Origin of the sequence: Brevibacterium linens ATCC 9172 (assembly GCF_900169165.1) — a bacterium.
GTDB classification, from domain to species: Bacteria; Actinomycetota; Actinomycetes; order Actinomycetales; family Brevibacteriaceae; genus Brevibacterium; species Brevibacterium linens.
This window is the reverse complement of record NZ_FXYY01000001.1, coordinates 1-21,728: the sequence shown is the minus strand read 5'-3', so window position 1 is coordinate 21,728 and position 21,728 is coordinate 1. Positions and strand designations below refer to the sequence as shown.

Sequence of the window (21,728 nt, the reverse complement as noted above, 5' to 3'; positions counted from 1 at the left end):
GCCGCCGGCGCTGGCGCCGACGGCATTCGCTGTGAGGATGGACAAGGGTCACTGACGCTCGAGTGCGGCGGCGACCAGACCCGCGAACAGCGGGTGCGGTGAGGTCGGCCGCGACTTCAGCTCGGGGTGCGCCTGGGTGGAGACGTAGAACGGGTGCTTATCGTGCGGGAGCTCGACGAATTCGACGAGCTCACCGTTCGGTGAGGTTCCGGAGAACTCGAGCCCCGCCTCGGCGATCTGCTCGCGGTAGGTGTTGTTGACCTCGTAGCGGTGACGGTGCCGTTCGCTGATCGTCGTCTCCCCGTACACGCCGGCCACGACGCTGCCTTCGGTGAGCTTCGCCTCGTAGGTGCCCAGGCGCATGGTGCCGCCCAGGTCGCCTTCGCCTTCGACGATCGAGAGCTGCTCGGCCATGGTCGCGATGACCGGAACCGTGGTCTCGGGATCGAACTCGGACGACGACGCGGCCTCGAGTCCGGCGACATTGCGTGCGTATTCGATGACCATGCACTGCAGACCCAGGCACAGACCCAGGGTCGGAATGCCGTGGGTGCGGGTGTACTCGAGCGCGCCGAGCTTGCCTTCGATGCCGCGGATGCCGAAGCCGCCGGGCACGCAGATCGCGTCGAGGCCGGACAGGGCCGCTTCCGCGCCGGCTTCGGTGGAGCAGTCATCGGACTGGATCCATTTGATCCTGACCTTCGCGTCGTTGGCGAAGCCGCCGTGGCGCAGCGCCTCGGTGACGGAGAGGTAGGCGTCGGGCAGGTCGATGTACTTGCCGACGATGCCGATGGTGACGTCCCGGGACGGGTTGTGCACGCGTTCGAGTACCCAGTCCCACTTCGTCCAGTCGACGTCGCGGAAGGGCAGGTTGAGGCTGCGGATGACGAACACGTCGAGGCCGCCGTCGTGGAGGACCTTCGGGATGTCGTAGATGCTCGGGGCGTCGACGCAGGACACGACCGCGTCGGTCTCGACGTCGCAGGCTCCGGCGATCTTCGCCCGGATCGAATCCGGCAGCTCACGGTCGGAGCGGAGCACGATCGCATCGGGCTGGATGCCGATGGAGCGCAGGGTGGCCACCGAATGCTGGGTCGGCTTCGTCTTCAGCTCTCCGGAGGGCCCGAGGTAGGGCACGAGGGAAACATGGATGAAGAACACGTTGTCCCGGCCGATGTCGTGACGGACCTGGCGGGCCGCCTCGAGGAAGGGCTGGGATTCGATATCGCCGACGGTACCGCCGATCTCGGTGATGATGACATCGGGACGGTCCGCCTCGGGGCGTTCGGCCTGAGCACGCATCCGCGCCTTGATCTCGTCGGTGATGTGCGGGATGACCTGGACGGTGTCGCCGAGGTATGCGCCGCGGCGTTCCTTCGCGATGACCGAGGAGTAGACCTGCCCGGTGGTCACATTCGCCGCACCGTCGAGGTCATTGTCGAGGAAGCGCTCGTAGTGGCCGATGTCGAGGTCGGTCTCGGCGCCGTCTTCGGTGACGAAGACTTCACCGTGCTGGAAGGGGTTCATGGTGCCGGGATCCACGTTGAGGTAGGGATCCAGCTTCTGCATGGCCACGGTGAGGCCGCGCTGAGTGAGCAGATGGCCGAGGCTCGATGCCGTCAGACCCTTGCCCAACGAGGAGGCGACGCCTCCCGTGACGAAGATGTGCTTTGCCGTATGTGTGCCGCCAGGGCCAGTTCGATTCACCACGGAATTTGATTCTATCAAAGTCCGGCTCATGAATCCGAGACTGCGTCGACCTCGGCGTACAGATCGAGCAGCGTCTCCGAGATCGCCGCCCCGTTGCTGACGTCGATGACCCGCTTCTTCGCCGCCACGGCGGAGGTTCCGCGTCCGGCCGGGTCATCGAGAAGATGATTGATCTCACGCAGCAGCGCTTCCGTGTCGTCGGCGGGAACGGCCTGCGCGGCCTCTCCCCAGATGCCGGCGCGGCGTTCGCTGCCGATGAAGACCGCCGGCTTCGACAGCTGCATGAGGTCTTCGTGGGACAGACCCGTCATGGTTTCGCTGGCGATGACGACATCAGCGGCGGCGGCCACATCGACGAGGTCGCCGGCCGGCGCCACGAGGACTCCGCGATCGGAGAATTCCCGCGAGATCGTCGAGCGGTCCTTGCCGGTGCCGGTGAGGACGAAGACGACCTTGCGGTCGCGGCGGCGCTGGTTGATCTGGTCGGCGGCGTCGAGGACGGTCGCCAGGGCCGTGTGGTCACGCAGCGCGATGGGGCTGGCGACCATCCAGGTGCCTTCGCTCAGCCCGAGTTCGCGGCGGACCTCGGCCCGCGGTGTGCGCACGGTGAGGTCGACGTCGATGTCCGGGTGGACGAGTTCGGCGCGTTCGACGACCGGAACGCGGCCGCCGTAGTAGTCGACGACGGGTTCGGTCGTGCCGAGGACCGCGGTGGCCGTGCGGCCGACGATCTCGGCTCCGGTCTTCTCGATGACGTTCGCGGAGTCGAAGGATTCGACGGTGGCGACGACCTTCGGGTGCAGTCGTGCCGGCAGACCGGTGAAGGCCAGCCCGGCGAGCGTCGCCGCATGCAGTCCGTGTGCGTGGACGATGTCGACGTGCTGGTAGTACTTGTGAAGGGTGAAGGCGGAACCGGGGTCAGCGGTCGTGAGTCGACGACGGGCGGTGAGCTCGATCTCGCGGAATTCGCCGGCCAGCTCCTCCGGGACCCCAAAGGTCCCCAGCAGAGACCGGTGTGCGGCGACGGCGACCTTGAAACCGGCCCGGAGGTGACCGAGCACGGCGAGCTTCGCCACTTCGACGACGGGACCGGTGGTGTCGGCGAGCACGTGCAGAATCCTGGTGTCTGCGCTCAGTGGGTTGACCTCGCCGGATTCGCTCATTTCCTCATCCTCTTCTTTCGTTCGACGCTGGTTCTAGCCTACCTGGGCAGACACGAGTTCCGTGTAAAGACCTGCGAGTTCTTCGGCGACTTCCCTCTCAGCGGGAAGCTCCGCTCCGCGTGCCCGGGCTCTCGTCCCGAGTTCGGCGCGGCGGGCGGGATCGACAGCGAGTTCGGCCACGGCTGCGGCGAAGGCGGCGTCGTCATCATCATCGATGAGCATCCCCGCGTCGCCGACGAGTTCGGCGGTGCCGCCGGTGGCGGTGGCCACGATCGCCTTGCCGGTCATCAGTGCCTCCTGGAGCACCAGCGCCCGGGCCTCCCAGACGCTGGTGAGCGCGTAGATGTCCGCTGCGGCCGCGAGTTCGGCGACGTTGTCGCGGGGTCCGAGGAAATGCAGGGCCGGAATCGCCGAGGCGGCTGCCGCCTCGGCGTACTGAGCGCGGACGTCGGCGAGCACCTGATCGTCGGCGGCACCGGCGATGAGGGCGACGATCTCACCCTGCCGGTCCGCCGCCCCGAGGCGGGCGAGTGCACGCACGAGCATCGGGTAGTTCTTCTGTCTGGCGACGCGACCGACGGCGAGGACGATGAGGGCCCCGGGGTCGAAGTCGAATTCCTCGGCCAGTCCCGCACGGGTGGCGGCGGCCGCCTCGGCGGACACCTGAGTCACCTCGGGAGCGGCGGCCGGGAGGAAGCGTGCGGTCTGCGCGCCGAGTTCGCGGGCACGGTCGACGAGGTCGGTGCTGGCGCCGAGGACGAGGTCGGCTCCGCGGGCGAGCATCGTCTCGACCCGGGTTTCGACCCGACCGCGCAGTCCCTGTCCGCTGGCCTGGTTGTGCAGGCTGAGGACGAACTTCGGGCGGGTCTTCAGTGTGCGCAGGGTCAGCAGGGTGATGAGCCCGGCCCGGAAGCCGTGGGCGTGGACGATCTGCGGGGCGAAGCTGCGCAGGAGTGTGCGCTGCCGGCGGACGAGGGCGGCGTCGGAGGCGCCGATTCCGGTGCCGAGTTCGAGGACGCCGAACCGGACTCCGGGCAGCAGGGAGAAGCCGAAGTGCTCGTCGGTGGCGGCCGGTCCGATGACGCCGATCTCGTGGCCGGCGGCGGCGAGGTCACGGGCGAGTGCGTGCACATGGGTGCCGACTCCCCCGGTCGAGGTGCCGATGGCGAAGACGATCCTCATGAGTCTTCCTCCCTGTCGGTGTCGTGGGGTCCACAGTCACTGCGGCTGGATCCATGGTCGCTGCTGCTGAGTCCGTGGTCGGTGGTGAGCGTACCGGTCGCGTGCGCGGTCGTCTCGTCGTTGACGCCGGCCCGATTGCGGTCGGCCAGCAGACGGCGGACTTCGCCGAGGAATCCGCGGTCGATGACGAGCACGATGAGTCCGAAGACCACGCAGCCGAGGAGGGCGGCGATGATTCCCGCGATGACGGCCGAGCTCGCGGAGTTGTCGAAGAGTCCCCCGAGCCACTGCGAGGTCACGACTCCGGCGGTGCCGGCGACGACGGCGGCCCCGAGCGCGAGCAGCGACCGCCGCCCGACGAAGGCGAGTCCGGTGGGACCGAGGACGCGGCGCATGTTCACGAGAAGGAACGCTCCGGCCACGGTCATGCCCAGCACATAGCCGCTGCAGATGCAGATGAGGGTCAGCCCGGGGTTCCCGTTCGCACCCGCGACCAGGATGGCGCCACACATGCCGACGATGACGAGGATCCACCCCGTCGTCGTGGCGGCGGCCGAGTGGCGGGAGCGTTCGAGGGCGTAGAAGACGCGAGTGCCCCAGGCGACGAAGGACCAGCCCGGCACGGCCAAGGCCATGACCATGATCGCCGTGGCCATCGAGTCGAAGGGGGCGGCGGATTCGCTTTCGGCGTCGATGGCGATGAAGAAGGTCTGCAGCGGCCCTGCCGCCGAGAGCAGGATGACGGCGCCGAGTCCGCCGATGGCGATGATGAGAGCCGTCGTCGTCGAGGTCACCGAGCGCAGACGCACCCCGGCCTGTCCACGTCGCTCAGCGGACGCCTCGGGGTCGGTGGATCGTCCCACCCAGGTCGACAGGGTCGGGAAGATCACGGTCGCCACGGTCACGGCGAGCACGGCGTAGGGCAGGAGGTAGACGGCGTTGATGTAGCTGAAGAGCACGAGCGTGCCGTCCCCGCCCGAATGGTTCGCCAGGCTCAGGGTCGCGAGCACCGCGGCCTGCTGGGCGAGCAGGGCGGACATTCCGGCTCCGGCCAGGCGCAGCGCACGGTGGGCGACGCCGGGTGGGAAGGAGAAGGTGGGGCGCAGCTTCAGCCCGGTCGAGGCCATCGGCAGTGCCAGCGGCAGGGCGAGGGCGGCGACGCCGCCGGTGGTGCCCCAGCCGAGCCAGCCGAGGTGGGACTGCCAGGTGTCGTCGCTGCCGCCCACGACGCTGTAGGCGATATAGCTGCCGATGACGACGAGGCTGGACAGCAACGGGGCGAATGCCGGCCACAGGAACTTGCGGTGGGCCTGCAGGACTCCGGTGAGCACGGCGCCGATTCCGTAGAGGACGAGCTGCGGGGAGAACATGAGCAGCAGCTCCACGGTCGCCTGCACTCCCGCGGCGCTCGTCTGCTCATCGACGAGGATCCTCGCGATCTGCGGGGCGAAGACGGCCAGCAGGATCGACAGCGGCAGGGTCACGCTGACCGCCCAGGTCAGCAGCCCCGAGGCGATGCGACCGGCGGTCTCTCGGTCCGATCTGGCCAGGGGGACGGCGAGCAGCGGAATGACCGCTCCGGCCAGGGCGCCGCCGGCGACGACCTCGAAGAGGATGTTCGGGACCTGGTTCGCGCTCTGGTAAGCGGTGCCGACGGTGCCGGCGCCGACGGTCGCCGAGAACACCAGCCAGCGTAGGAAGCCGACCAGTCGGGTCAGCAGGGTGATGATCGATACGAGCAGCGCCGTGGCGGCGAGGACTCGAACGAGCTTGTTCACTGAACCTCGCGGCCGAACGAGTCGATCTCCCGCAGACCCGGGGTCGATTCGATGACGGAGGTGAAGGACACTTTCTCACTGGCCAGGGTGAGCCCGGCCAGGGCGGCAAGGATGAGGCGTCGCTGCGCCGGTGTGGCGGTTTCGGCGAGGACCACGCCGATCGCCGCGCCCAGGGCATTGGCTCCGGTGTCGCCGAGCATCGCATCACCGGCCAGGTCATCGGGCCAGGCGGCGGCCGTGACTCCGGCGATCGCACCTGAGGGTGCCCAGGACACGCGGCGTTCGTGGTCGGTGAAGGCCAGCGTGAGTGCTCCGACCTTGAGTGCCCGGCCGGGACGCAGATCGAGGAGGTTGAACAGGTTGGCCGATCCGGCGATCACTCCCCCGGTGACGATGACATCCGCGGCGGCCGCGTACCAGGGCCGGTCGTCCTTATGGCTGATCCCGAAGATCCCAGTCGGGCGGGTGCGGCTGCGCAGGATCGCGGCGGCCGCGATCGACGCGAGCGGGATGCCGGTGATCTTCAACGTCCCGGTCGTGATCTGACCGCGGGCCAGCGCGGACAGGTGCCCGCGCAGTCCCTTCGAGGACCCGGATTCGCAGAAGTCGTCAACCGCCCCGAGGCCGCCGGCCGCGGCCGTGGCCAGCAGGGTCGCCGCCTTCTGGCGGGCGTCTTCGATGAGCAGGCTGCCGGCCAGCAGTCCCGTCGCGACGGCGGGGCCTTCGGCGAGTGAGACGTCGTGTCCGGCGTGGTTGGTGCGCACCACGGAGTCGTGGGTGCGGAGCCGCGATCCGAGCAACGCCTTCGTCGCGGTGAAGCCGGCGAGCCCGGCGACGGCGGTGCTGACGATGGAGCGGATCATTCCTCGTCTCCCTTCTGCGTGTCCTTCGACGACGTCTCTTCGGTCTTGGCCGGCAGGATGCCTTCGGCGTCCTCGGCGAATCCGAAGTGTCCGTGGCTTCCGGCCTCTCCGGAGGCCAGGGCCCGGACGGTGATGACGGGGCCGGCGCCGAGGCCGAGTCCGTCGACCGTGCTGGCGCGGGACTTCTCCGTCCGCAGCACGTTGACGAGTCCGTTCTGTGCCGATCCGGCGTCGCCGGCGACGACCACCGAGGTGGCTTCGGCGGTGAGTGCGGTGATGAAGTCGGTGACGAGGGTGCGGGTGCCCTTGTCATCGGAGTTCTGCGGGCTGGGCTCGGTGTCCTCGGCCAGGGTCGAGTTCTCATCGTCGATGACGATGAACAGCGAGGTCGTCTTGTGGTCCGTGTCGGTGCGCAGTCGGTCGGCTTCGACGAAGGCGTCGTAGAGCTTCGCCGCCTGCTTCCCCGCATCCGCCTGGTTGTCCTCGTCCTCGAGCATCGAGGCATCACCGGTCAGGGCGATGACGAGGGCGGCGCGGATCGCGGTCGAATCGTCCTTCGGCAGGCTGGGCACGAGGGTCCGCAGCGTCTCGAGGAACGCAGCGGAGTCTTCGAGGCTGAGCGTGTTCGGCACGAACGAGACGTCACCGGCGATGGTGCCGTCGGCTTCCTTGACCCGGTTGCTGACCTCTTCGACCTGTTCGGAGTCCGCGTCGGGGGCGGCGATGATGCTCACTTCCCGCCCGTCGAGGATGCCGCCGATGAGTTCCGGGGCCGCGGCCGTGACGAACTCGTTCTGCTTGTCGATATTGCCCTTGGCCGCGTCGAGGTCCGAACGCAGGTTGTCGCGGTCGGTGCGCAGGGCGTCGACCTGGCTCTGCAGGGACTCCCCGATCGGTTCCTTCAGCGGTCCCGCGCCGAGGACGATGCCGACGGCCAGCGCCAGGAACACCGAGACGAGGGAGACGAGGTGGTAGCGGAAATCAATCACGGGTCTATTCCTTGGATGAGGCCGACGGAGTCGGTTGATGCTGCGGGGTCGCCGCCGAAGAGGGAGCCGATCCAGCCGAAGAGGCCGTCGAGTTGGGCGCCGATGAGGCCGAGGAAGGTCTGCCCGGCCGAGGTCGCGGTCATCGCCACTCCGAGGGCGACGAGCCCGGCGACGACGAGCACGGCCAGCTGCAGGCTGGAGATGCGCTGCCGATAGAGCAGGGACACGCCCTTGGCGTCGATGAGCTTCGATCCCACGCGCAGGCGGGTGATGAAGGTCGAGGCCATGCCCTTGCGGCCCTTGTCGAGGAACTCCATGACGGTGTCGTGGGTGCCGACGGCGACGATGAGTTCGGCCCCTTTGTCATCGGCGAGGAGCATGGCGATGTCTTCGCTCGTGCCCGAGGCCGCGAAGGCCACGCAGTCGACTCCGAGGGCGTCGACGCGTTCGGTGCCCGGTGCCGTGCCGTCACGGTAGGCGTGGACGACGATCTCGGCGCCCGAGGTCAGGGCGGTGTCGGACACGGAGTCCATGTCGCCGACGATCATGTTCGGCCGGTGGCCGGCTTCGATGATGGCGTCGGCTCCGCCGTCGACGCCGATGAGCAGCGGCCGGTATTCGCGGATATAGGAGGCCAGCATCGCCAGATCCTCCTTGTAGTGGTATCCGCGGACGACGATGAGCACATGCCGGTCGGTGAACGTCGTCTTCACCTCGGGCACGACGAGTTCGGCCGAGAGCAGGTCGGAGTCCTTGCGGATGTATTCGACCGTGTTGTCGATGAAGTCCACGAGCACGGAGTTCATTCCCGCCTCGGCGGCGTGCATGTCCTCGGCGATCGTCTCGGCCGTCTGCAGGACGCCCGTGGCCACCTCGGTCTCACCCGCGTAGACGGTGGCACCGTCGATGGAGATCTCGGCGTTCTCGTCGACCGTGTCGAAGATCTCGGCTCCGGCGGCGTCGATGAGGGGAATGCCGGCGTCGACGATGATGCCCGGTCCCAGGTTCGGGTAGCGGCCGGAGATCGATTTGTCGGCGTTGATCACCGCTGCCGGCCGGCACGCGACGAGGGCTTCGGCGGAGATGCGGTCGATGTCGGAGTGTTTGATGACGGCGATGTCGCCGGCCTGCAGGCGCTTCGTCAGATCCTTTGTGCGTCGGTCCAGACGGGCAGGGGCGGGCCCGGACCGGGTCGGTGCGGGGAGGTTCTCACGGTGTCTGCGCACTTTCATGATCCGCTCATTCTCTCATCTGCTGCCAACGCCGGCCTCCTTGACCTGCCGTGCATTGTCGAGCAGTTCGGCCGCGTGGGCCTTCGCCGAGGCGGAGTCGTCCATGCCTGCCAGCATGCGGGAGAGCTCGACGACGCGTTCGGAATCGGTCAGTTCCGCCACACCCGAACGCACGGTCTCGGCCTCGTCGTCCTTGACGATGGTCACATGGGTGTCGGCCCACGCTGCGACCTGCGGCAGGTGGGTGACGACGATGACCTGGGCATTGCGGGCGAGCTTGGCCAGGCGGCGTCCGATCTCCACGGCCGCCTTGCCGCCGACTCCGGCGTCGACTTCGTCGAAGACGTAGGTGGGGATGGATTCGCTGGCGGCGCGGACGACTTCGATGGCGAGCATGACGCGGGAGAGCTCACCGCCGCTGGCGATCTTCGCGATGTCGTCGGGGAGGGAGGATTCGTGGGCGGCGAAGGTCAGTCGGACCTCGTCGGCCCCGTGGGTGGTGGGTTCGCGTTCGGAGATCTCGAAGGCCACCGATGCTTTCGGCATCGACAGGGCGGCGAGTTCCTCGCTGACGGCGGCGGAGAATTCGTCTGCGGTGGACTTGCGGATCTCGGTGAGCGCCGAGGCGGCCGCCTCCATGGTCTCGCGGGCCTGATCGAGTTCGGCGTCGAGTCCGTCGAGGTCACGGTCCTCGGCTTCGAGTTCGGCGAGTTCCGCGGCCGATCGGGTTTCGAAGTCGAGGACTTCGGCGACGTCCTGACCATAGGGGGCCAGAGTCCCGAGTTCCGCGCGCCTGGCCTCGGTCTCCTCCAGGGAGGTCTCGCCGAGTTCGTCGAATCCGGAGAGGTAGTTCGACAGTTCCGCGGCGGAGTCGGACAGCCGCAGCACGGCGTCGCCGAGGGCTTCGCGGATGGTGACGAGGTCCTTGTCGGAGCCTTCGACATCGGTGATCGCGCTGATGGCCTGGTGGACGAGGTCGACGGCGGCTCCGGCATCGTCGATCTCCGAACCGAGCAGCAGGTCGTGGGCGGCGCCGACGGCGCGGGTGATCTCGGCGGCGGCGCCGAGCTTCGCCGACTGTGCGGCCAGGGTCTCGTCTTCGCCGGGTTCGGGGCGGACCTTGTCGATGGCCTCGAGGCAGCCGCGCAGCCACAGGATGCGTTCGCGGCGGGCGGCCGTGGAGTCCTTGATGCGGCTGACGCGGGCTTCGGTCTCGCGCCAGGTCTCGAAGGCGGCACGGTAACGCTCGGCCACCTCGGCCAGAGCTGTACCACCGGCGGCGTCGAGGAGCTGCCGCTGTTGGGCGGCGCCCTTGAGGCGCAGCTGTTCGGACTGGCCGTGGAGGGTGATGAGGTCCGAGGAGATGTCGGTGAGCACGGAGATCGGCACGGTCCGTCCGCCGGCCGTCGCCCGGGCGCGGCCTTTCAGCGCCACGGTGCGGGAGATGATCGCCTCGTCGTCGGCGCTGCCGCCGGCTTCCTCGATGCGCTCGCGCACGGGTTCGGCAACTCCGGTGAAGATGCCTTCGACCTCGGCCTTCTCCGCGCCTTTGCGCACGACTCCGGAGCCGACCTTGCGGCCCATGAGCAGGGACAGAGCAGAGACGAACATGGTCTTGCCCGCACCGGTCTCACCGGTGACGACGGTGAAGCCGGTGTCGAGTTCGACGGCGGCCTCGGCGATGACGCCGAGGTGGGAGATGCGCAGTTCGGAGATCATTCAGGCCTCCTTGATCGGTCCTCGCCAGCCGGAGACGGGCAGGCGGAACTTCGCGACGAGTCGGTCGGTGAACGGGCCGGTGTGCAGGCGAGCGAGGCGGATCGGCGATTTCGAACGCGTGGCTTCCACACGCGCTCCGGACGGCAGTTCGAGGGCGCGGCGACCGTCGCACCACAGCACGGCGGAGAACTCGGGATTCGACTGGGAGATCTCCACGCCGAGGCGGGAGGTCGGGTTGACGACCAGAGGTTTGGAGAACAGGGCGTGGGCGGAGATCGGCACGAGGATGAGCGCTTCGACCTCGGGCCAGACGATGGGCCCGCCGGCGGAGAACGAGTACGCGGTCGAGCCGGTGGGGGTGGCGAGGATGACACCGTCGCAGCCGAAGGAGGATACGGGGCGGGCGTCGACGCCGAGGACGACGTCGATCATCCGGGATTTCGAGGTCTTCTCGATGGTCGCCTCGTTGAGCGCCCAGGCGTTGAAGATGTTCTCGCCTTCGTGCCACACGGACACGTCGAGGGCGAGCCTCTCCTCGACGGAGTAGTCACGTTGGGAGGCGCGGTGGACCGCCTCGGCGAGGTCTTCCTTCTCGCTTTCGGCGAGGAATCCGACATGGCCGAGGTTGACGCCCATGAGCGGGGCGCCGGAGCCGTGGAAGCGTTCGGCGGCGCGCAGGATCGTGCCGTCGCCGCCTAAGACGATGACGAGTTCGCAGGCGTTCTTCCACTCCCCCAGCTCGGAGGGATCGATGATGATGCAGTGGTTGAGGATGGGTTCGTCGTCGACGGCCTCGGCCTGGCGGGCGCGGATGCCGACGATCTCGTCGGAGAGGACGACGGGGGTGACGCCGTCGTCGAGGAGGGCCTTGAACACGCTGACGGCGGCCACGGCCGACTCATCACGTTGGGGGTGCAGCAGCACCATGATGTGTCTGGTCACGACTCTCCTCTCATCATTTCGTCCAGGTGGGCGGGGATGTCTGCTTTGTCGAGCCTATCGGACTGGTGATGTGTTCGGCCTGGGCGAACACGCAGGAAGTACTCTCGATTCCCGCTCGGGCCCGGCAGCGGTGAGGGGGCGATGTCGGTGACGCGGGCGCCGTTGTCGGTCACCGCCTCGAGGACGGAGTCGATGGCGCGGCGGCGTCTGTCCCGGCTGGTGACGACGCCGTGTTTGTCCAGCGACGCACGGGCGAGTTCGAACTGGGGTTTGACCATGAGGAGGAGTTCCCCGCCCGCGGCGGTGGCGGCCAGCAGCGGGTCGATGAGCAGGCGCAGGGAGATGAAGGAGACGTCGGCGACGACGAGGTCGACGGTGGGCACGTCGGAGTCGGCGAGTTCGCGCAGATTGAGTCCCTCGCGGACGTGGACGCGCGGGTCGTCGCGGAGGATGGGCGCGAGTTGGTCGTGGCCGACGTCGACGGCCCAGACGTGCGCGACTTCGTGGGTGAGGAGGACTTGGGTGAAGCCGCCGGTGGAGGCTCCCGCGTCGAGGGCCGTCAGACCCTGAAGTCGGTCGGTGAGGTCGAAAGCCTCGAGGGCGCCGAGGAGTTTGTGGGCGCTGCGGGCGACCCAGGGGTCAGGTTCGGTGACGGTGACGTCGTCGGTGTCTCTCACGTCCTGGGAGGCTTTGGTCGCGTTGCGGCCGTTGACGCTGACGCGGCCGGCGGCGATTTCGCGGGCGGCGCGGGAGCGGGAGTTCACCAGCCCGCGGTCGACGAGTGCCCGGTCGAGTCTGCTCACAAGGAGCCCACCTGGGCGTCGAGGTCGTCGAGCAGGGAGTTCAGCTGTCCGTGGCGCTCGGCTGCCGGTGCCTCTCTGGCTGCGGCGAGGCCGGCCCGCCATGTCTCCACCGGGACGTCCCCACTCACCGAGGCGGGGGTCGGCGCGGAAGTCGTGCCGGGATTCGGGCCGGAGTTCGTGCCGGGTGTCGGGGTCGGTCGCGGGGTTTCGCTCATGAGTCCTGACCGATCCGGCGCGGCAGGCGACCGTCGGCCAGGACCGCCTCGGCGTCGGTCTCCCCTGCATCGATGGCTGCCCATGCACGCCGGAGTTCGGCTTCGATCCGGGCGGACTCACCGCGGTCGGTTCCGGTGATGAGGGCTTCGAGTCCGCGCAGATTCGGCAAGATGAAGGTCGGTCGGCTCTCGGGGCCCGCGCTCAGGGCATCGTGGATGTCGTGGATTCCGGTGAGGACGAGGGCCGTGTCGATTCCGGCGGCACAGCCGCCTTCGATGTCGGTGTTGAGGCGGTCGCCGACCATGAGCGGGCGGTGCGCACCGAGGCGGCCGGCCGCGAAGTCCATCATGTGCGGGGCGGGTTTGCCGACGATGACGGGGGTGGAGTCGGTGAGTCGGGCGATGAGATCGACGAAGGCACCGTTGCCGGGGACCTTCCCGGTCTCCGTGAGGAGGGAGAAGTCGGGGTTGCTCGCCCACCATTCGGCGCCGGAGCGGATGATCTCGCAGGTGCGGACGATCTTCGCGTAGTCGATCTCCGGGTCGAGTCCTTGGGCGACGGCGACGGGGTCCGCGTCGAGCGAGTCCGTGATGTCGAGGCCGGCGTCTTCGAGTGCGATGCGCAGTCCGGTGGTGCCGAGGAGGTGGACGCGCGCACCGGGTCCGAAGCGTTCGGCCAGGCGTTCGGCGAGCACCTGCGCCGAGGTGGTCACCTCGTCCGCGGAGGCGTCGACACCCATTCCGGTGATCTTCTCGGCGGTGGCGGCGGCGGTGCGGGTGGCGTTGTTCGTGACGTAGCTGACCGGGATCGACTGGGAATGGAGCCAGTTGATGCCGTCGGCGGCTCCGTCGATGGCGTGGGTGCCGTGGTAGACGACTCCGTCGAGGTCGAACAGTACGCAGTCGATGGGCGAGCCGGGGGACTCGGGCGGGCGCCCATCTGCTGTGCTGTCCTGTTCGGCGGTCAGTGTCACTGGTCTCCGTCGGCCTCGGCTGCTGTTGTCTCAGACGCGGTGTCTGCGTCGGAATCGGCGTCGGCGTCGGCGTCGGCGTCGGCGTCGGCGTCGGCGAGGATCTCGTCGAGTTCGGCTTCGATCTCATCGTCGGTGACTGTGACCGACTTCAGCTCCTTCGCCGAGACATGCGTCTTCGACTTCGGTGCTGCGGCCGGAGCGTCGGTCTCCGGCTCGGCGTCCGCGGCAGCGGCTTCACCGTGGGCGACTTCGGAGGTCTCAGCCTCTGCGGTCACATCGGCTTCGGGCGTCGAATCGGTCGCAGCTTCAGCGGTCTCGGCCTCTGCTGCCTCTTCGGCGGCTTCCTCGGAGGCGGCCGCGTCACCGTCGGCGTCTTCGGGAGTCTGGGCTTCGGCAGCTGCGGGTTCGTCGTCGACCTCGTCGACGGTTTCGATTTCGACTCCCGCATTGAGGTCCGGCATCTCGTCGCCGAACAGGGTGCCGGTCGCCTTGGCGGTGCGGCGGGAGAGCTCTTCGTATTTGTCGGCGAGTTCGGTTTCGCCGTCGATGCGCAGCACCTCGGCGTAGGCGGCCATGAGTCGGACGAGACCGCCGCTGGGCTTCTGAGTGAAGTCCTCGGCTTCGATGAGTCGGCGCGCACCGACGATGTCATCGAGGTCGGATTTGGCGCCGGCCGCGACGATGACGAGTTCGGTGCGGGTGTCCGTGTCGAGGTCGAGCTCCGCGGAGGTCTTCAGCAGCTCGAGGGCCTTCTCTGGCTTGCCGCGGCCGCGTTCTGCGTCGGCGATCAGCGCGATGTTGTCGTTCGAGCCGGAGATGCGACGGTGGGTGCGCAGTTCGCGGACGGCTTCGTCGTAGTTCTCCACGTAGTACGCGGCGATGCCGAGTGCTTCGCGGACGACGGCAACACGACCGGCGCGGGCCATGGCGGCCTTGGCATGCTCGTGGGCGCGTTCCGGGTCGAGGTCGAGCAGCCCGCCGGCGGCGACGAGGTGCTTGGCGACCATATCGGCGTTCTCTTTGTCGAGGGTGCGCAGCTGAGACGAGATCTCTTTGTCGAGCTCGCGACCGGTGACGCCGTCGGGAATCTCGGGTTCCTGGATCCGTGGGCGGCGGGCGCGCTGTTCGCGTGCGTAGTCGCCGGTGTCGGTCTTGCGAGAGGCACGACGATCATTGTCGCCCCGACCGTGGCCGCCGCGTCCTCCACGGTTGTCGTCCCGTCGATTTCCGCGGTAGCCACCGCGACGGTCGTCACCGTCACGGCGGTCACGGTTGAAGCCGCCCCGGCGGTCATCGTCGTTGCGACGGTTGCCCTGGTATCCGCCACGACGGTCGTCCCCGTCGCGACGGTCGCGATTGAAGCCGCCTCGACGATCCTCGTCGTTCCGGCGATTGCCCTGGTAACCGCCTCGGCGATCCTCGTCGTTCCGGCGATTGCCCTGGTAACCGCCTCGGCGATCATCGTTGTTGCGGCGGTTGCCCTGGTATCCGCCACGACGGTCGTCCCCGTCGCGACGATCGCGATTGAAGCCGCCTCGACGATCATCGTCATTGCGACGGTCACGGTTGAAGCCGCCCCGACGATCGTCGTCATTGCGGCGATTGCCCTGGTAGCCGCCTCGGCGGTCGGACTGGCGTGGCTCGCGGCCGTCCCGGTTGTCCGGTCGACGGTTGCGATTGTTGTCGCGATCTGAGCGGCGACCGCCATCTGCGCGGCGGTTGTCCTGGCTGTCTCGCGAATCCCCTTGGGCCACGATTCTCCCTATGAAGTCTTTTCGGTGTTCCGCTCCAGTCTAGTCCACTCACTGCTTCGTCGCCGTGTGGGCGGGAACACGTCAGCGCTCCGTTCACGCTCGCCGTCGCGTCATCGTCGTACTCGCTGCGGTGAGCGCCGAGGCCCAGGTCACCGCCTCAGCACTCTGTTAGAATCAAGGCGAATCCAGTGGAAAGGCCGACGGCAATCGAAGAGGTTCGGCGGCAGCGGAGATCCGCGCCGCCTCGACACCAGGAGATGAATGACACCTGACGTGGAAGCCCATTGTGCGGATGACGGACGTCTCCGCTTTTCCACGATCAGAATTTCGGGCTGCACCGCCCGCTTCTCCCCCGCTGCGACCGACCTGCCCGTCGCGCTTTCTGCGAACGACAGCACAGCCCCTTCAGCCGCAGTCCCCTGCCGCGCCATGAGCAATATCACTTGCCTATGTGACCAGCATCATCGGATTGCGCATTCGGCCCCTGACTTCGCCTATTGTGATTGCCGGAAGCACGCGAGTCGACGCCGCAGAGCTCAGTCGCCGTGCAGGTCAGACGGCCCGTAGACCACTCGACTCCACAGAACTGCAACTCGTTCACCCGCTAGGAAAAGGAGAAATCGTGCCAAACACACTCTTCATCGACGGACAGTGGGTTTCAGCCGTCAACGGTGGAACCCGGAAGATCCACAACCCGGCCGACGGCAGCTTCGTCGCCGAGGTGGACGAAGCCAGCCCCGAAGATACCGAGCTGGCGATCAGGGCCGCTCGTCGCGCCTTCGACTCCGGCGTCTGGTCGTCCGTTCCCGCCAGCGAACGCGGCGATCTGCTGCTGAAGTTCGCCGCCGTGCTGCGTGAGCGCAAGGACGAATTCGCGCGCGCCGAGTCCCTGGACACCGGCAAGCGCTTCGTCGAATCGCAGATCGACATGGACGACATCGCGAACTGCTTCGACTACTTCGGCAAGCTCGCCGCAAACGATGCCGGTCGCGTCGTCGACGCCGGAACCGACACCGTGGCCTCGAAGATCGTGCACGAACCCCTCGGCGTCTGCGCGCTCATCACCCCATGGAACTACCCGCTGCTGCAGGCGGCATGGAAGATCGCTCCGGCCATTGCCGCCGGCAACGCCTTCGTCCTCAAGCCCGCCGAGCTCACCCCGCACACCGCGATCCTCACCATGCAGGTACTTGAGGAGCTCGGGCTGCCGGCCGGAGTCGGCAACCTCATCCTCGGTGCGGGTGCCGATGCCGGTGCCCCGCTGTCGACTCACGAGGACATCGACATGGTCTCGTTCACCGGCGGACTCGTCACCGGTCGCCTGCTTTTCCGCAACGCTGCCGACTCGATCAAGAAGATCGCCTTGGAACTCGGCGGCAAGAACCCGAACGTCGTCTTCGCCGACGCCGACTTCGAGGCGGCCCTGGACAATGCGCTCAACGCCGCGTTCGTCCACTCCGGTCAGGTGTGCTCGGCCGGAGCTCGACTCATCGTCGAGGAATCCATCGCCGAGGAGTTCGTCAACCGCCTCGTCGAACGTGCCGAGCAGATCCGCCTCGGCGGTCCCTTCGATGACAACGCCGAGACCGGTCCCCTGATCTCCGCGGCACACCGCGACAAGGTGCATGCCTATGTCGAGAAGGGTGTGGCCGAAGGTGCGCGTCTGCGCTGCGGCGGCAAGTTCGGCGAAGGCGATCTGGCCGACGGCTTCTACTACCTGCCGACCGTGCTCGACCAGGTCAAGCGCGGAATGTCCGTCGTCTCCGACGAGGCCTTCGGTCCGGTCGTCACCGTCGAGACTTTCTCCACCGTCGACGAGGCCGTCGAGATCGCCAACGACACCTACTACGGTCTGGCCGGAGCCGTGTGGAGTCAGGACGCGGGTAAGACCCAGCTGGTCGCTCAGCGTCTGCGCCACGGCACCATCTGGATCAACGACTTCCACCCCTACCTGCCGCAGGCCGAATGGGGCGGCTACAAGCAGTCCGGGTTCGGTCGCGAGCTCGGCCCCACGGGTCTCGCCGAGTACCAGGAAGCCAAGCACATCTACCAGAACCTCGAACCGGCAGTCACCGGTTGGTTCCCCGACCACACCAAGTGATCAGTCGCATTCCGAAGACGCCTACCTCAACAAGGAGAGATGAACAGTGAAGACTACTCATAGCTTTGACTACGTCGTCGTCGGCGGCGGCTCCGCCGGTGCCGCGGTCGCAGCCCGACTGAGCGAGGACCCCGAGGTCACCGTCGGACTCCTCGAAGCCGGCCCCACCGACACGGACAAGGACGTCGTCCTTCAGCTCAACCGCTGGATGGAGCTCCTCGAGTCCGGCTACGACTGGGACTACCCGATCGAAGAGCAGGAGAACGGCAACTCGCACATGCGCCACGCCCGCGCCAAGGTGCTCGGCGGCTGCTCCTCCCACAACTCGTGCATCGCCTTCTGGGCCCCGCGCGAGGATCTCGACGAGTGGGAAGAGAAGCACGGCGCAGCCGGGTGGGGTTCGAAGGACACCTTCGGCCTGTACAAGAAGCTCGAGAACAATGAGCTGCCCGGTGACCACCACGGCCACGACGGCCCGGTCAGCCTGATGAACGTGCCCCCGGTCGACCCCTGCGGCATCGCTCTCCTCGACGCCTGCGAGCAGGCCGGCATCCCCCGCGTGCAGTTCAACGAGGGTCAGACCGTCATCAACGGTGCGAACTTCTTCCAGGTCAACCGCAAGGACGACGGCACCCGGTCGTCGTCCTCGGTGTCCTACCTCCACCCGATCCTCGACCGTGAGAACCTCACGATCCTCACCGACACTCAGGCCAAGGAGCTCGAGTTCGACGAGAACGACAACTGCACGGCAGTGCTCGTGGTCAACAACGCCTTCGGCAGGACCAACCGGATCGAGGCGAAGAAGGAAGTCATCGTCTCCTCCGGCGCCATCAACACCCCGCAGCTGCTCATGCTCTCGGGCATCGGCCCGAAGGACCACCTCGTCGAGGTCGGCATCGAGGCCCGCGTCGACTCGCCGGGAGTCGGCGAGCACCTGGGCGATCACCCGGAGGGTGTCATCTCGTGGGAGGCCAAGAAGCCGATGGTCGAGGACTCCACGCAGTGGTGGGAGATCGGCATCTTCTCCCCCACCGAGGAGGGGCTCGACCGTCCCGATCTGATGATGCACTACGGTTCGGTGCCCTTCGACATGCACACCCTGCGCCAGGGCTACAACACCTCGGAGAACTCCTTCTGCCTGACTCCGAATGTCACGCATGCGAAGTCGCGCGGCACCGTGCGTCTGCGCTCGAAGGACTTCCGTGACAAGCCGAAGGTCGATCCCCGCTACTTCACCGATCCGGAGGGCCACGACATGCGCGTCATGGTCGCCGGCATCAAGAAGGCCCGTGAGATCGTCGCCCAGGACGCCATGTCCGAATGGGCCGGCGAGGAGCTGTTCCCCGGCAAGGACGTCCAGACCGACGAGCAGATCGCCGATTACATCACCCGCACCCACAACACCGTCTACCACCCGGTCGGCACGGTGCGCATGGGAGCACCTGATGACGAGATGTCGCCTCTGGATCCGCAGCTGCGGGTCAAGGGTGTGAACCGTCTGCGCGTCGTCGACGCCTCGGCGATGCCGGAGATCACCACGGTCAACCCCAACATCACCGTGATGATGATGGGTGAGAAGTGCGCAGAGATGATCAAGACCGGTCAGTGATCTGAGCCGGTCGGTCGACCAGGTCGCCTGACCTCGGCCCACGAGAAGGGGGCGCTGCCAGTGCAGCGCCCCCTTCGTCATGTCCGGCCGCGACGGTCAGGGCTCGCTTCCGGACCGGTCAGCCTCAGTCGGTGTCGTCGCCCTTTCCCTGTCCGCGACTGCTCGAGCGGCTGCCGGTGCGGCTGGCGAGTGTCCCCTCGCGCCGACCTTTCTTCTCTCGACCGATTTCGACGTAGGGGTCCCGGAACTTCGGTGCCGGTTCGACCGCTTCGGGTTCGGTGACGACTTCCTCATCGTCGTCGTATTCGTGTCCGAACTGTTCGTCGTCGCCCTGTCGGCGTTCGACCTCTTCGGGCGGCAGGACCTTCTTCCAGCGGCGCATGCGCACGCGCGGCAGGATGCCGGCGTCCTCACGCAGGGCGCGCAAGAGGGCGTAGATCTGGAAGTAGGCGATGATGAAGAACGGCAGCCCGACGAGGATGATCGTCGACTGCAGGGCTTCGAGTCCGCCGGTGCCGGAGAAGACAAGCAGTGCCGCCGTGACGACGGCGACGGCAAGGGCCCAGAAGATCCGCTGCGGCAGCGGGTTGAAGTCTTCGTGGCCGTTGTTCATGGTGTCGACGACGAGCGCTGCGGAGTCGACCGAGGTGACGAAGAAGATGACCACGAGCACGATCGCAACCACCGAGACGGGTGCGGCCAGCGGGTAGTGGTCGAGGAACGCGAACAGCGCACCGGGGATGTCGCCTTGGTCGACGACTCGGTCGACCAGTCCCCCGCCTTGGTTGAGCTCGATGTCGAATGAGGCGTAGCCGAAGATGCCGAACCACAGGATCGAGAACGCCGAGGGAATGGCGAGGACGCCGATGACGAACTGGCGGATGGTGCGTCCGCGGGAGATGCGGGCGATGAAGATGCCGACGAACGGCGACCAGGTGATCGTCCACGCCCAATAGAAGACCGTCCAGGTGTTCTGCCATCCGGTGTCGGCGAACGTGTCGTTCCACAGTGCGAGTTCGGGCAGCTGCTGGATGTATGTGCCGAGGGATTCGAAGACGCCTTTGGCCATGAACAGGGTCGGTCCGAAGGCGATGATGAAGACGAGCAGCAGCACCGCCACGACGATGTTGAGGTTCGACAGGACCTTGATGCCTTTGTCGAGGCCGAGCGACACCGAGATCGTAGCCAGTCCGCAGACGACGCCGATGATGATCAGCTGCCACAGGGCGTTCTCGGGGATGCCGATGACCTGGGCGAGACCGCCGTTGATCTGCAGTGTTCCCAGGCCGATCGAGACGGCGATGCCGAAGACGGTGCCGATGATGGCGACGACATCGATTGTCTTGCCGATGGGTCCGTGGATCTTCTCACCGAGGATGGGCTGGAAGATCGAGCTCACGCGCGGCGGCAGGTTCCGCTTGTGGATGAAGTAGGCGAAGCACAGTGCGGGCAGAGTGAAGATCGCCCACGTGTGCAGGGTGAAGTGGTAGTACGTGAAATTCATGGCATCGACCGCTGCGGCCGGTGTGCCCGGTTCGACGCCGAGGGATGCGCGTGGTGGGTCGCCGAAGTGGCTGACGGGTTCGGCCACGCCCCAGAACATGAGGATCGAGCCGATTCCGGCGGCGAAGAGCATGGCGAACCAGGCGCCGTTGGAGTGCTCCGGTGGTTCGTCGTCGGGGCCGAGCTTCGCGCGTCCATAGCGGGAGGCGGCGATGTAGATGAGAAAGACGACGAAGACGGTGACGCCGAGGATGTAGAACCAGCCGAGGTTCGTCAGCAGCCAGTCGGAGGCGACCGAGACGCCGGCGTCGATCTGATCGGTGAAGAAGATCGTCCCGAGGACGAAGATGATGATCACGGCCGCTGAGGAGAAGAAGATGGCCGGGTTGGTGCGGAGTCTCAATGCATCGTGCAGTTTGTCGAGCATGGCGTACCTTCCGTAGGGTTGTTGCCGCCCACACTACAGAGGCTCTTCATAGATAGGGCGGTGGGGAAGAGTTGAATCCGGCGTCGATGACAACGGGACCCTGGGTGCAATGATGTAGGTGTTCAAGACTCCATCACGACCCAAGGTCCCTCGTGTACGACTTTACCCCGCCCTGCCTCGATACCACACTCTCCCTGCCGGAACTCGGACTCACCGCGATCGGGCAACACCACACTGGTCGGCATCTGACCGTGCTGTGCCTGATCACCGACAACGACAGGTCCTGCCCTGTCTGCCGTCAACGCGGACTCGTCCGGGCCACCAGGATCCGCAAACTCGTTCATCCCCCGATCGGCCTGACCGCGGTGACCTTGGCTATTCGCATCCGCACCTACACCTGCCCTTCCTGCCACCAGCGCTGGTCCCAAACACCCCAGCGAGCCTGCGCCGGCAGATCGAAACTCTCGACGACAGCACGCTTGTGGGCATTGAAGTCCGTGGTCATCGACAAGATGAGCATCCACGTCATCGCTAAGAACCTCTCCACCTCCTGGAACACTGTGTGCACGGCTGTACTCGACCTCGGCCGATCTCTGCTCATCGCTGATGCCACCCGGTTCGAGGGTGTATCCACAATCGGTGTCGATGAGCACTGCTGGTCCCACCGCGGCATCGACAGGTGGGTGACTGTCATCGTCGACCTCACCCACCGGCCAGCACGCCTGCTCGACATCGCCCCCGGCCGCTCCGCCGACGTCTTCGCC

Annotated in this window: 18 protein-coding genes; 4 read left to right on the top strand and 14 right to left on the bottom strand. The window is 67.1% G+C overall.

Annotation, left to right across the window (positions count from 1 at the left end; all coding sequences use genetic code 11):
* Window positions 1-48 precede the first annotated feature (48 nt).
* From pyrG to BLIN9172_RS00030, 13 genes are read right to left on the bottom strand one after another with little or no spacing between them, the layout of a single operon-like run.
* Entirely contained in the window at window positions 49-1,740 is a 1,692-nt protein-coding gene (pyrG, locus tag BLIN9172_RS00090; protein WP_101553313.1) for a CTP synthase, read from the bottom strand.
* Entirely contained in the window at window positions 1,737-2,873 is a 1,137-nt protein-coding gene (locus BLIN9172_RS00085) for a glycosyltransferase family protein (protein ID WP_101553312.1), read from the bottom strand. Before BLIN9172_RS00085 ends, pyrG begins: the two co-directional genes overlap by 4 nt.
* A 33-nt stretch (window positions 2,874-2,906) precedes the next feature.
* On the bottom strand, window positions 2,907-4,055 hold the full coding sequence (locus BLIN9172_RS00080; protein WP_101553311.1) for a glycosyltransferase family 4 protein: 1,149 nt from the start codon (window positions 4,053-4,055) through the stop codon (window positions 2,907-2,909).
* Window positions 4,052-5,833, bottom strand: coding sequence for a murein biosynthesis integral membrane protein MurJ (murJ, locus tag BLIN9172_RS00075; protein WP_101553310.1), 1,782 nt, complete (start codon window positions 5,831-5,833; stop codon window positions 4,052-4,054). The genes BLIN9172_RS00080 and murJ overlap by 4 nt, the downstream gene beginning before the upstream one ends.
* Window positions 5,830-6,696: a hypothetical protein gene (locus BLIN9172_RS00070; RefSeq protein WP_101553309.1), complete on the bottom strand. Its 867-nt coding sequence runs from the start codon at window positions 6,694-6,696 to the stop codon at window positions 5,830-5,832. Before BLIN9172_RS00070 ends, murJ begins: the two co-directional genes overlap by 4 nt.
* The gene (locus BLIN9172_RS00065) at window positions 6,693-7,685 is read right to left on the bottom strand and encodes a copper transporter (RefSeq protein WP_101553308.1); all 993 of its coding nucleotides are present in this window, start codon (window positions 7,683-7,685) and stop codon (window positions 6,693-6,695) included. The genes BLIN9172_RS00070 and BLIN9172_RS00065 overlap by 4 nt, the downstream gene beginning before the upstream one ends.
* Window positions 7,682-8,917, bottom strand: coding sequence for a putative cytokinetic ring protein SteA (steA, locus tag BLIN9172_RS00060; RefSeq protein ID WP_101553307.1), 1,236 nt, complete (start codon window positions 8,915-8,917; stop codon window positions 7,682-7,684). The genes BLIN9172_RS00065 and steA overlap by 4 nt, the downstream gene beginning before the upstream one ends.
* A gap of 15 nt (window positions 8,918-8,932) precedes the next feature.
* Complete coding sequence (gene recN / locus BLIN9172_RS00055) at window positions 8,933-10,636, bottom strand: DNA repair protein RecN (protein ID WP_101553306.1); 1,704 nt, start codon at window positions 10,634-10,636, stop codon at window positions 8,933-8,935.
* Window positions 10,637-11,578, bottom strand: a complete 942-nt coding sequence (locus BLIN9172_RS00050; protein ID WP_174521230.1) for an NAD kinase — start codon at window positions 11,576-11,578, stop codon at window positions 10,637-10,639.
* Window positions 11,575-12,381: a TlyA family RNA methyltransferase gene (locus tag BLIN9172_RS00045; protein ID WP_240811938.1), complete on the bottom strand. Its 807-nt coding sequence runs from the start codon at window positions 12,379-12,381 to the stop codon at window positions 11,575-11,577. The genes BLIN9172_RS00050 and BLIN9172_RS00045 overlap by 4 nt, the downstream gene beginning before the upstream one ends.
* Entirely contained in the window at window positions 12,378-12,596 is a 219-nt protein-coding gene (locus BLIN9172_RS00040) for a hypothetical protein (RefSeq protein ID WP_101553540.1), read from the bottom strand. The genes BLIN9172_RS00045 and BLIN9172_RS00040 overlap by 4 nt, the downstream gene beginning before the upstream one ends.
* Window positions 12,593-13,570 carry an HAD-IIA family hydrolase gene (locus BLIN9172_RS00035; RefSeq protein WP_101553305.1) on the bottom strand — a complete coding sequence of 326 codons (978 nt, stop codon included), beginning with the start codon at window positions 13,568-13,570 and terminating at the stop codon, window positions 12,593-12,595. Before BLIN9172_RS00035 ends, BLIN9172_RS00040 begins: the two co-directional genes overlap by 4 nt.
* On the bottom strand, window positions 13,567-14,577 hold the full coding sequence (locus BLIN9172_RS00030) for a hypothetical protein (protein WP_145997905.1): 1,011 nt from the start codon (window positions 14,575-14,577) through the stop codon (window positions 13,567-13,569). Before BLIN9172_RS00030 ends, BLIN9172_RS00035 begins: the two co-directional genes overlap by 4 nt.
* On the opposite strand from BLIN9172_RS00030, the gene BLIN9172_RS00025 reads away from it, so the two are divergent.
* The 3 genes from BLIN9172_RS00025 to BLIN9172_RS00015 all read left to right on the top strand — a co-directional run bounded on the left by BLIN9172_RS00025 (window position 14,563) and on the right by BLIN9172_RS00015 (window position 19,034).
* Entirely contained in the window at window positions 14,563-15,264 is a 702-nt protein-coding gene (locus BLIN9172_RS00025; protein WP_101553304.1) for a hypothetical protein, read from the top strand. The genes BLIN9172_RS00030 and BLIN9172_RS00025 overlap by 15 nt on opposite strands.
* A 682-nt stretch (window positions 15,265-15,946) precedes the next feature.
* Window positions 15,947-17,425 (top strand): aldehyde dehydrogenase family protein, encoded by a 1,479-nt coding sequence (locus BLIN9172_RS00020; protein WP_101553303.1) that lies wholly within the window; start codon window positions 15,947-15,949, stop codon window positions 17,423-17,425.
* Window positions 17,426-17,471: 46 nt separating this feature from the next.
* Window positions 17,472-19,034, top strand: coding sequence for a GMC family oxidoreductase (locus BLIN9172_RS00015; protein ID WP_101553302.1), 1,563 nt, complete (start codon window positions 17,472-17,474; stop codon window positions 19,032-19,034).
* Window positions 19,035-19,158: 124 nt separating this feature from the next.
* On the opposite strand, the gene BLIN9172_RS00010 is transcribed toward BLIN9172_RS00015, so the two are convergent.
* Window positions 19,159-20,964: a BCCT family transporter gene (locus BLIN9172_RS00010; RefSeq protein ID WP_101553301.1), complete on the bottom strand. Its 1,806-nt coding sequence runs from the start codon at window positions 20,962-20,964 to the stop codon at window positions 19,159-19,161.
* 152 nt (window positions 20,965-21,116) lie between these two features.
* On the opposite strand from BLIN9172_RS00010, the gene BLIN9172_RS00005 reads away from it, so the two are divergent.
* A partial coding sequence (locus BLIN9172_RS00005) for a transposase (RefSeq protein WP_145997904.1) occupies window positions 21,117-21,728 on the top strand: 612 nt, incomplete at its 3' end.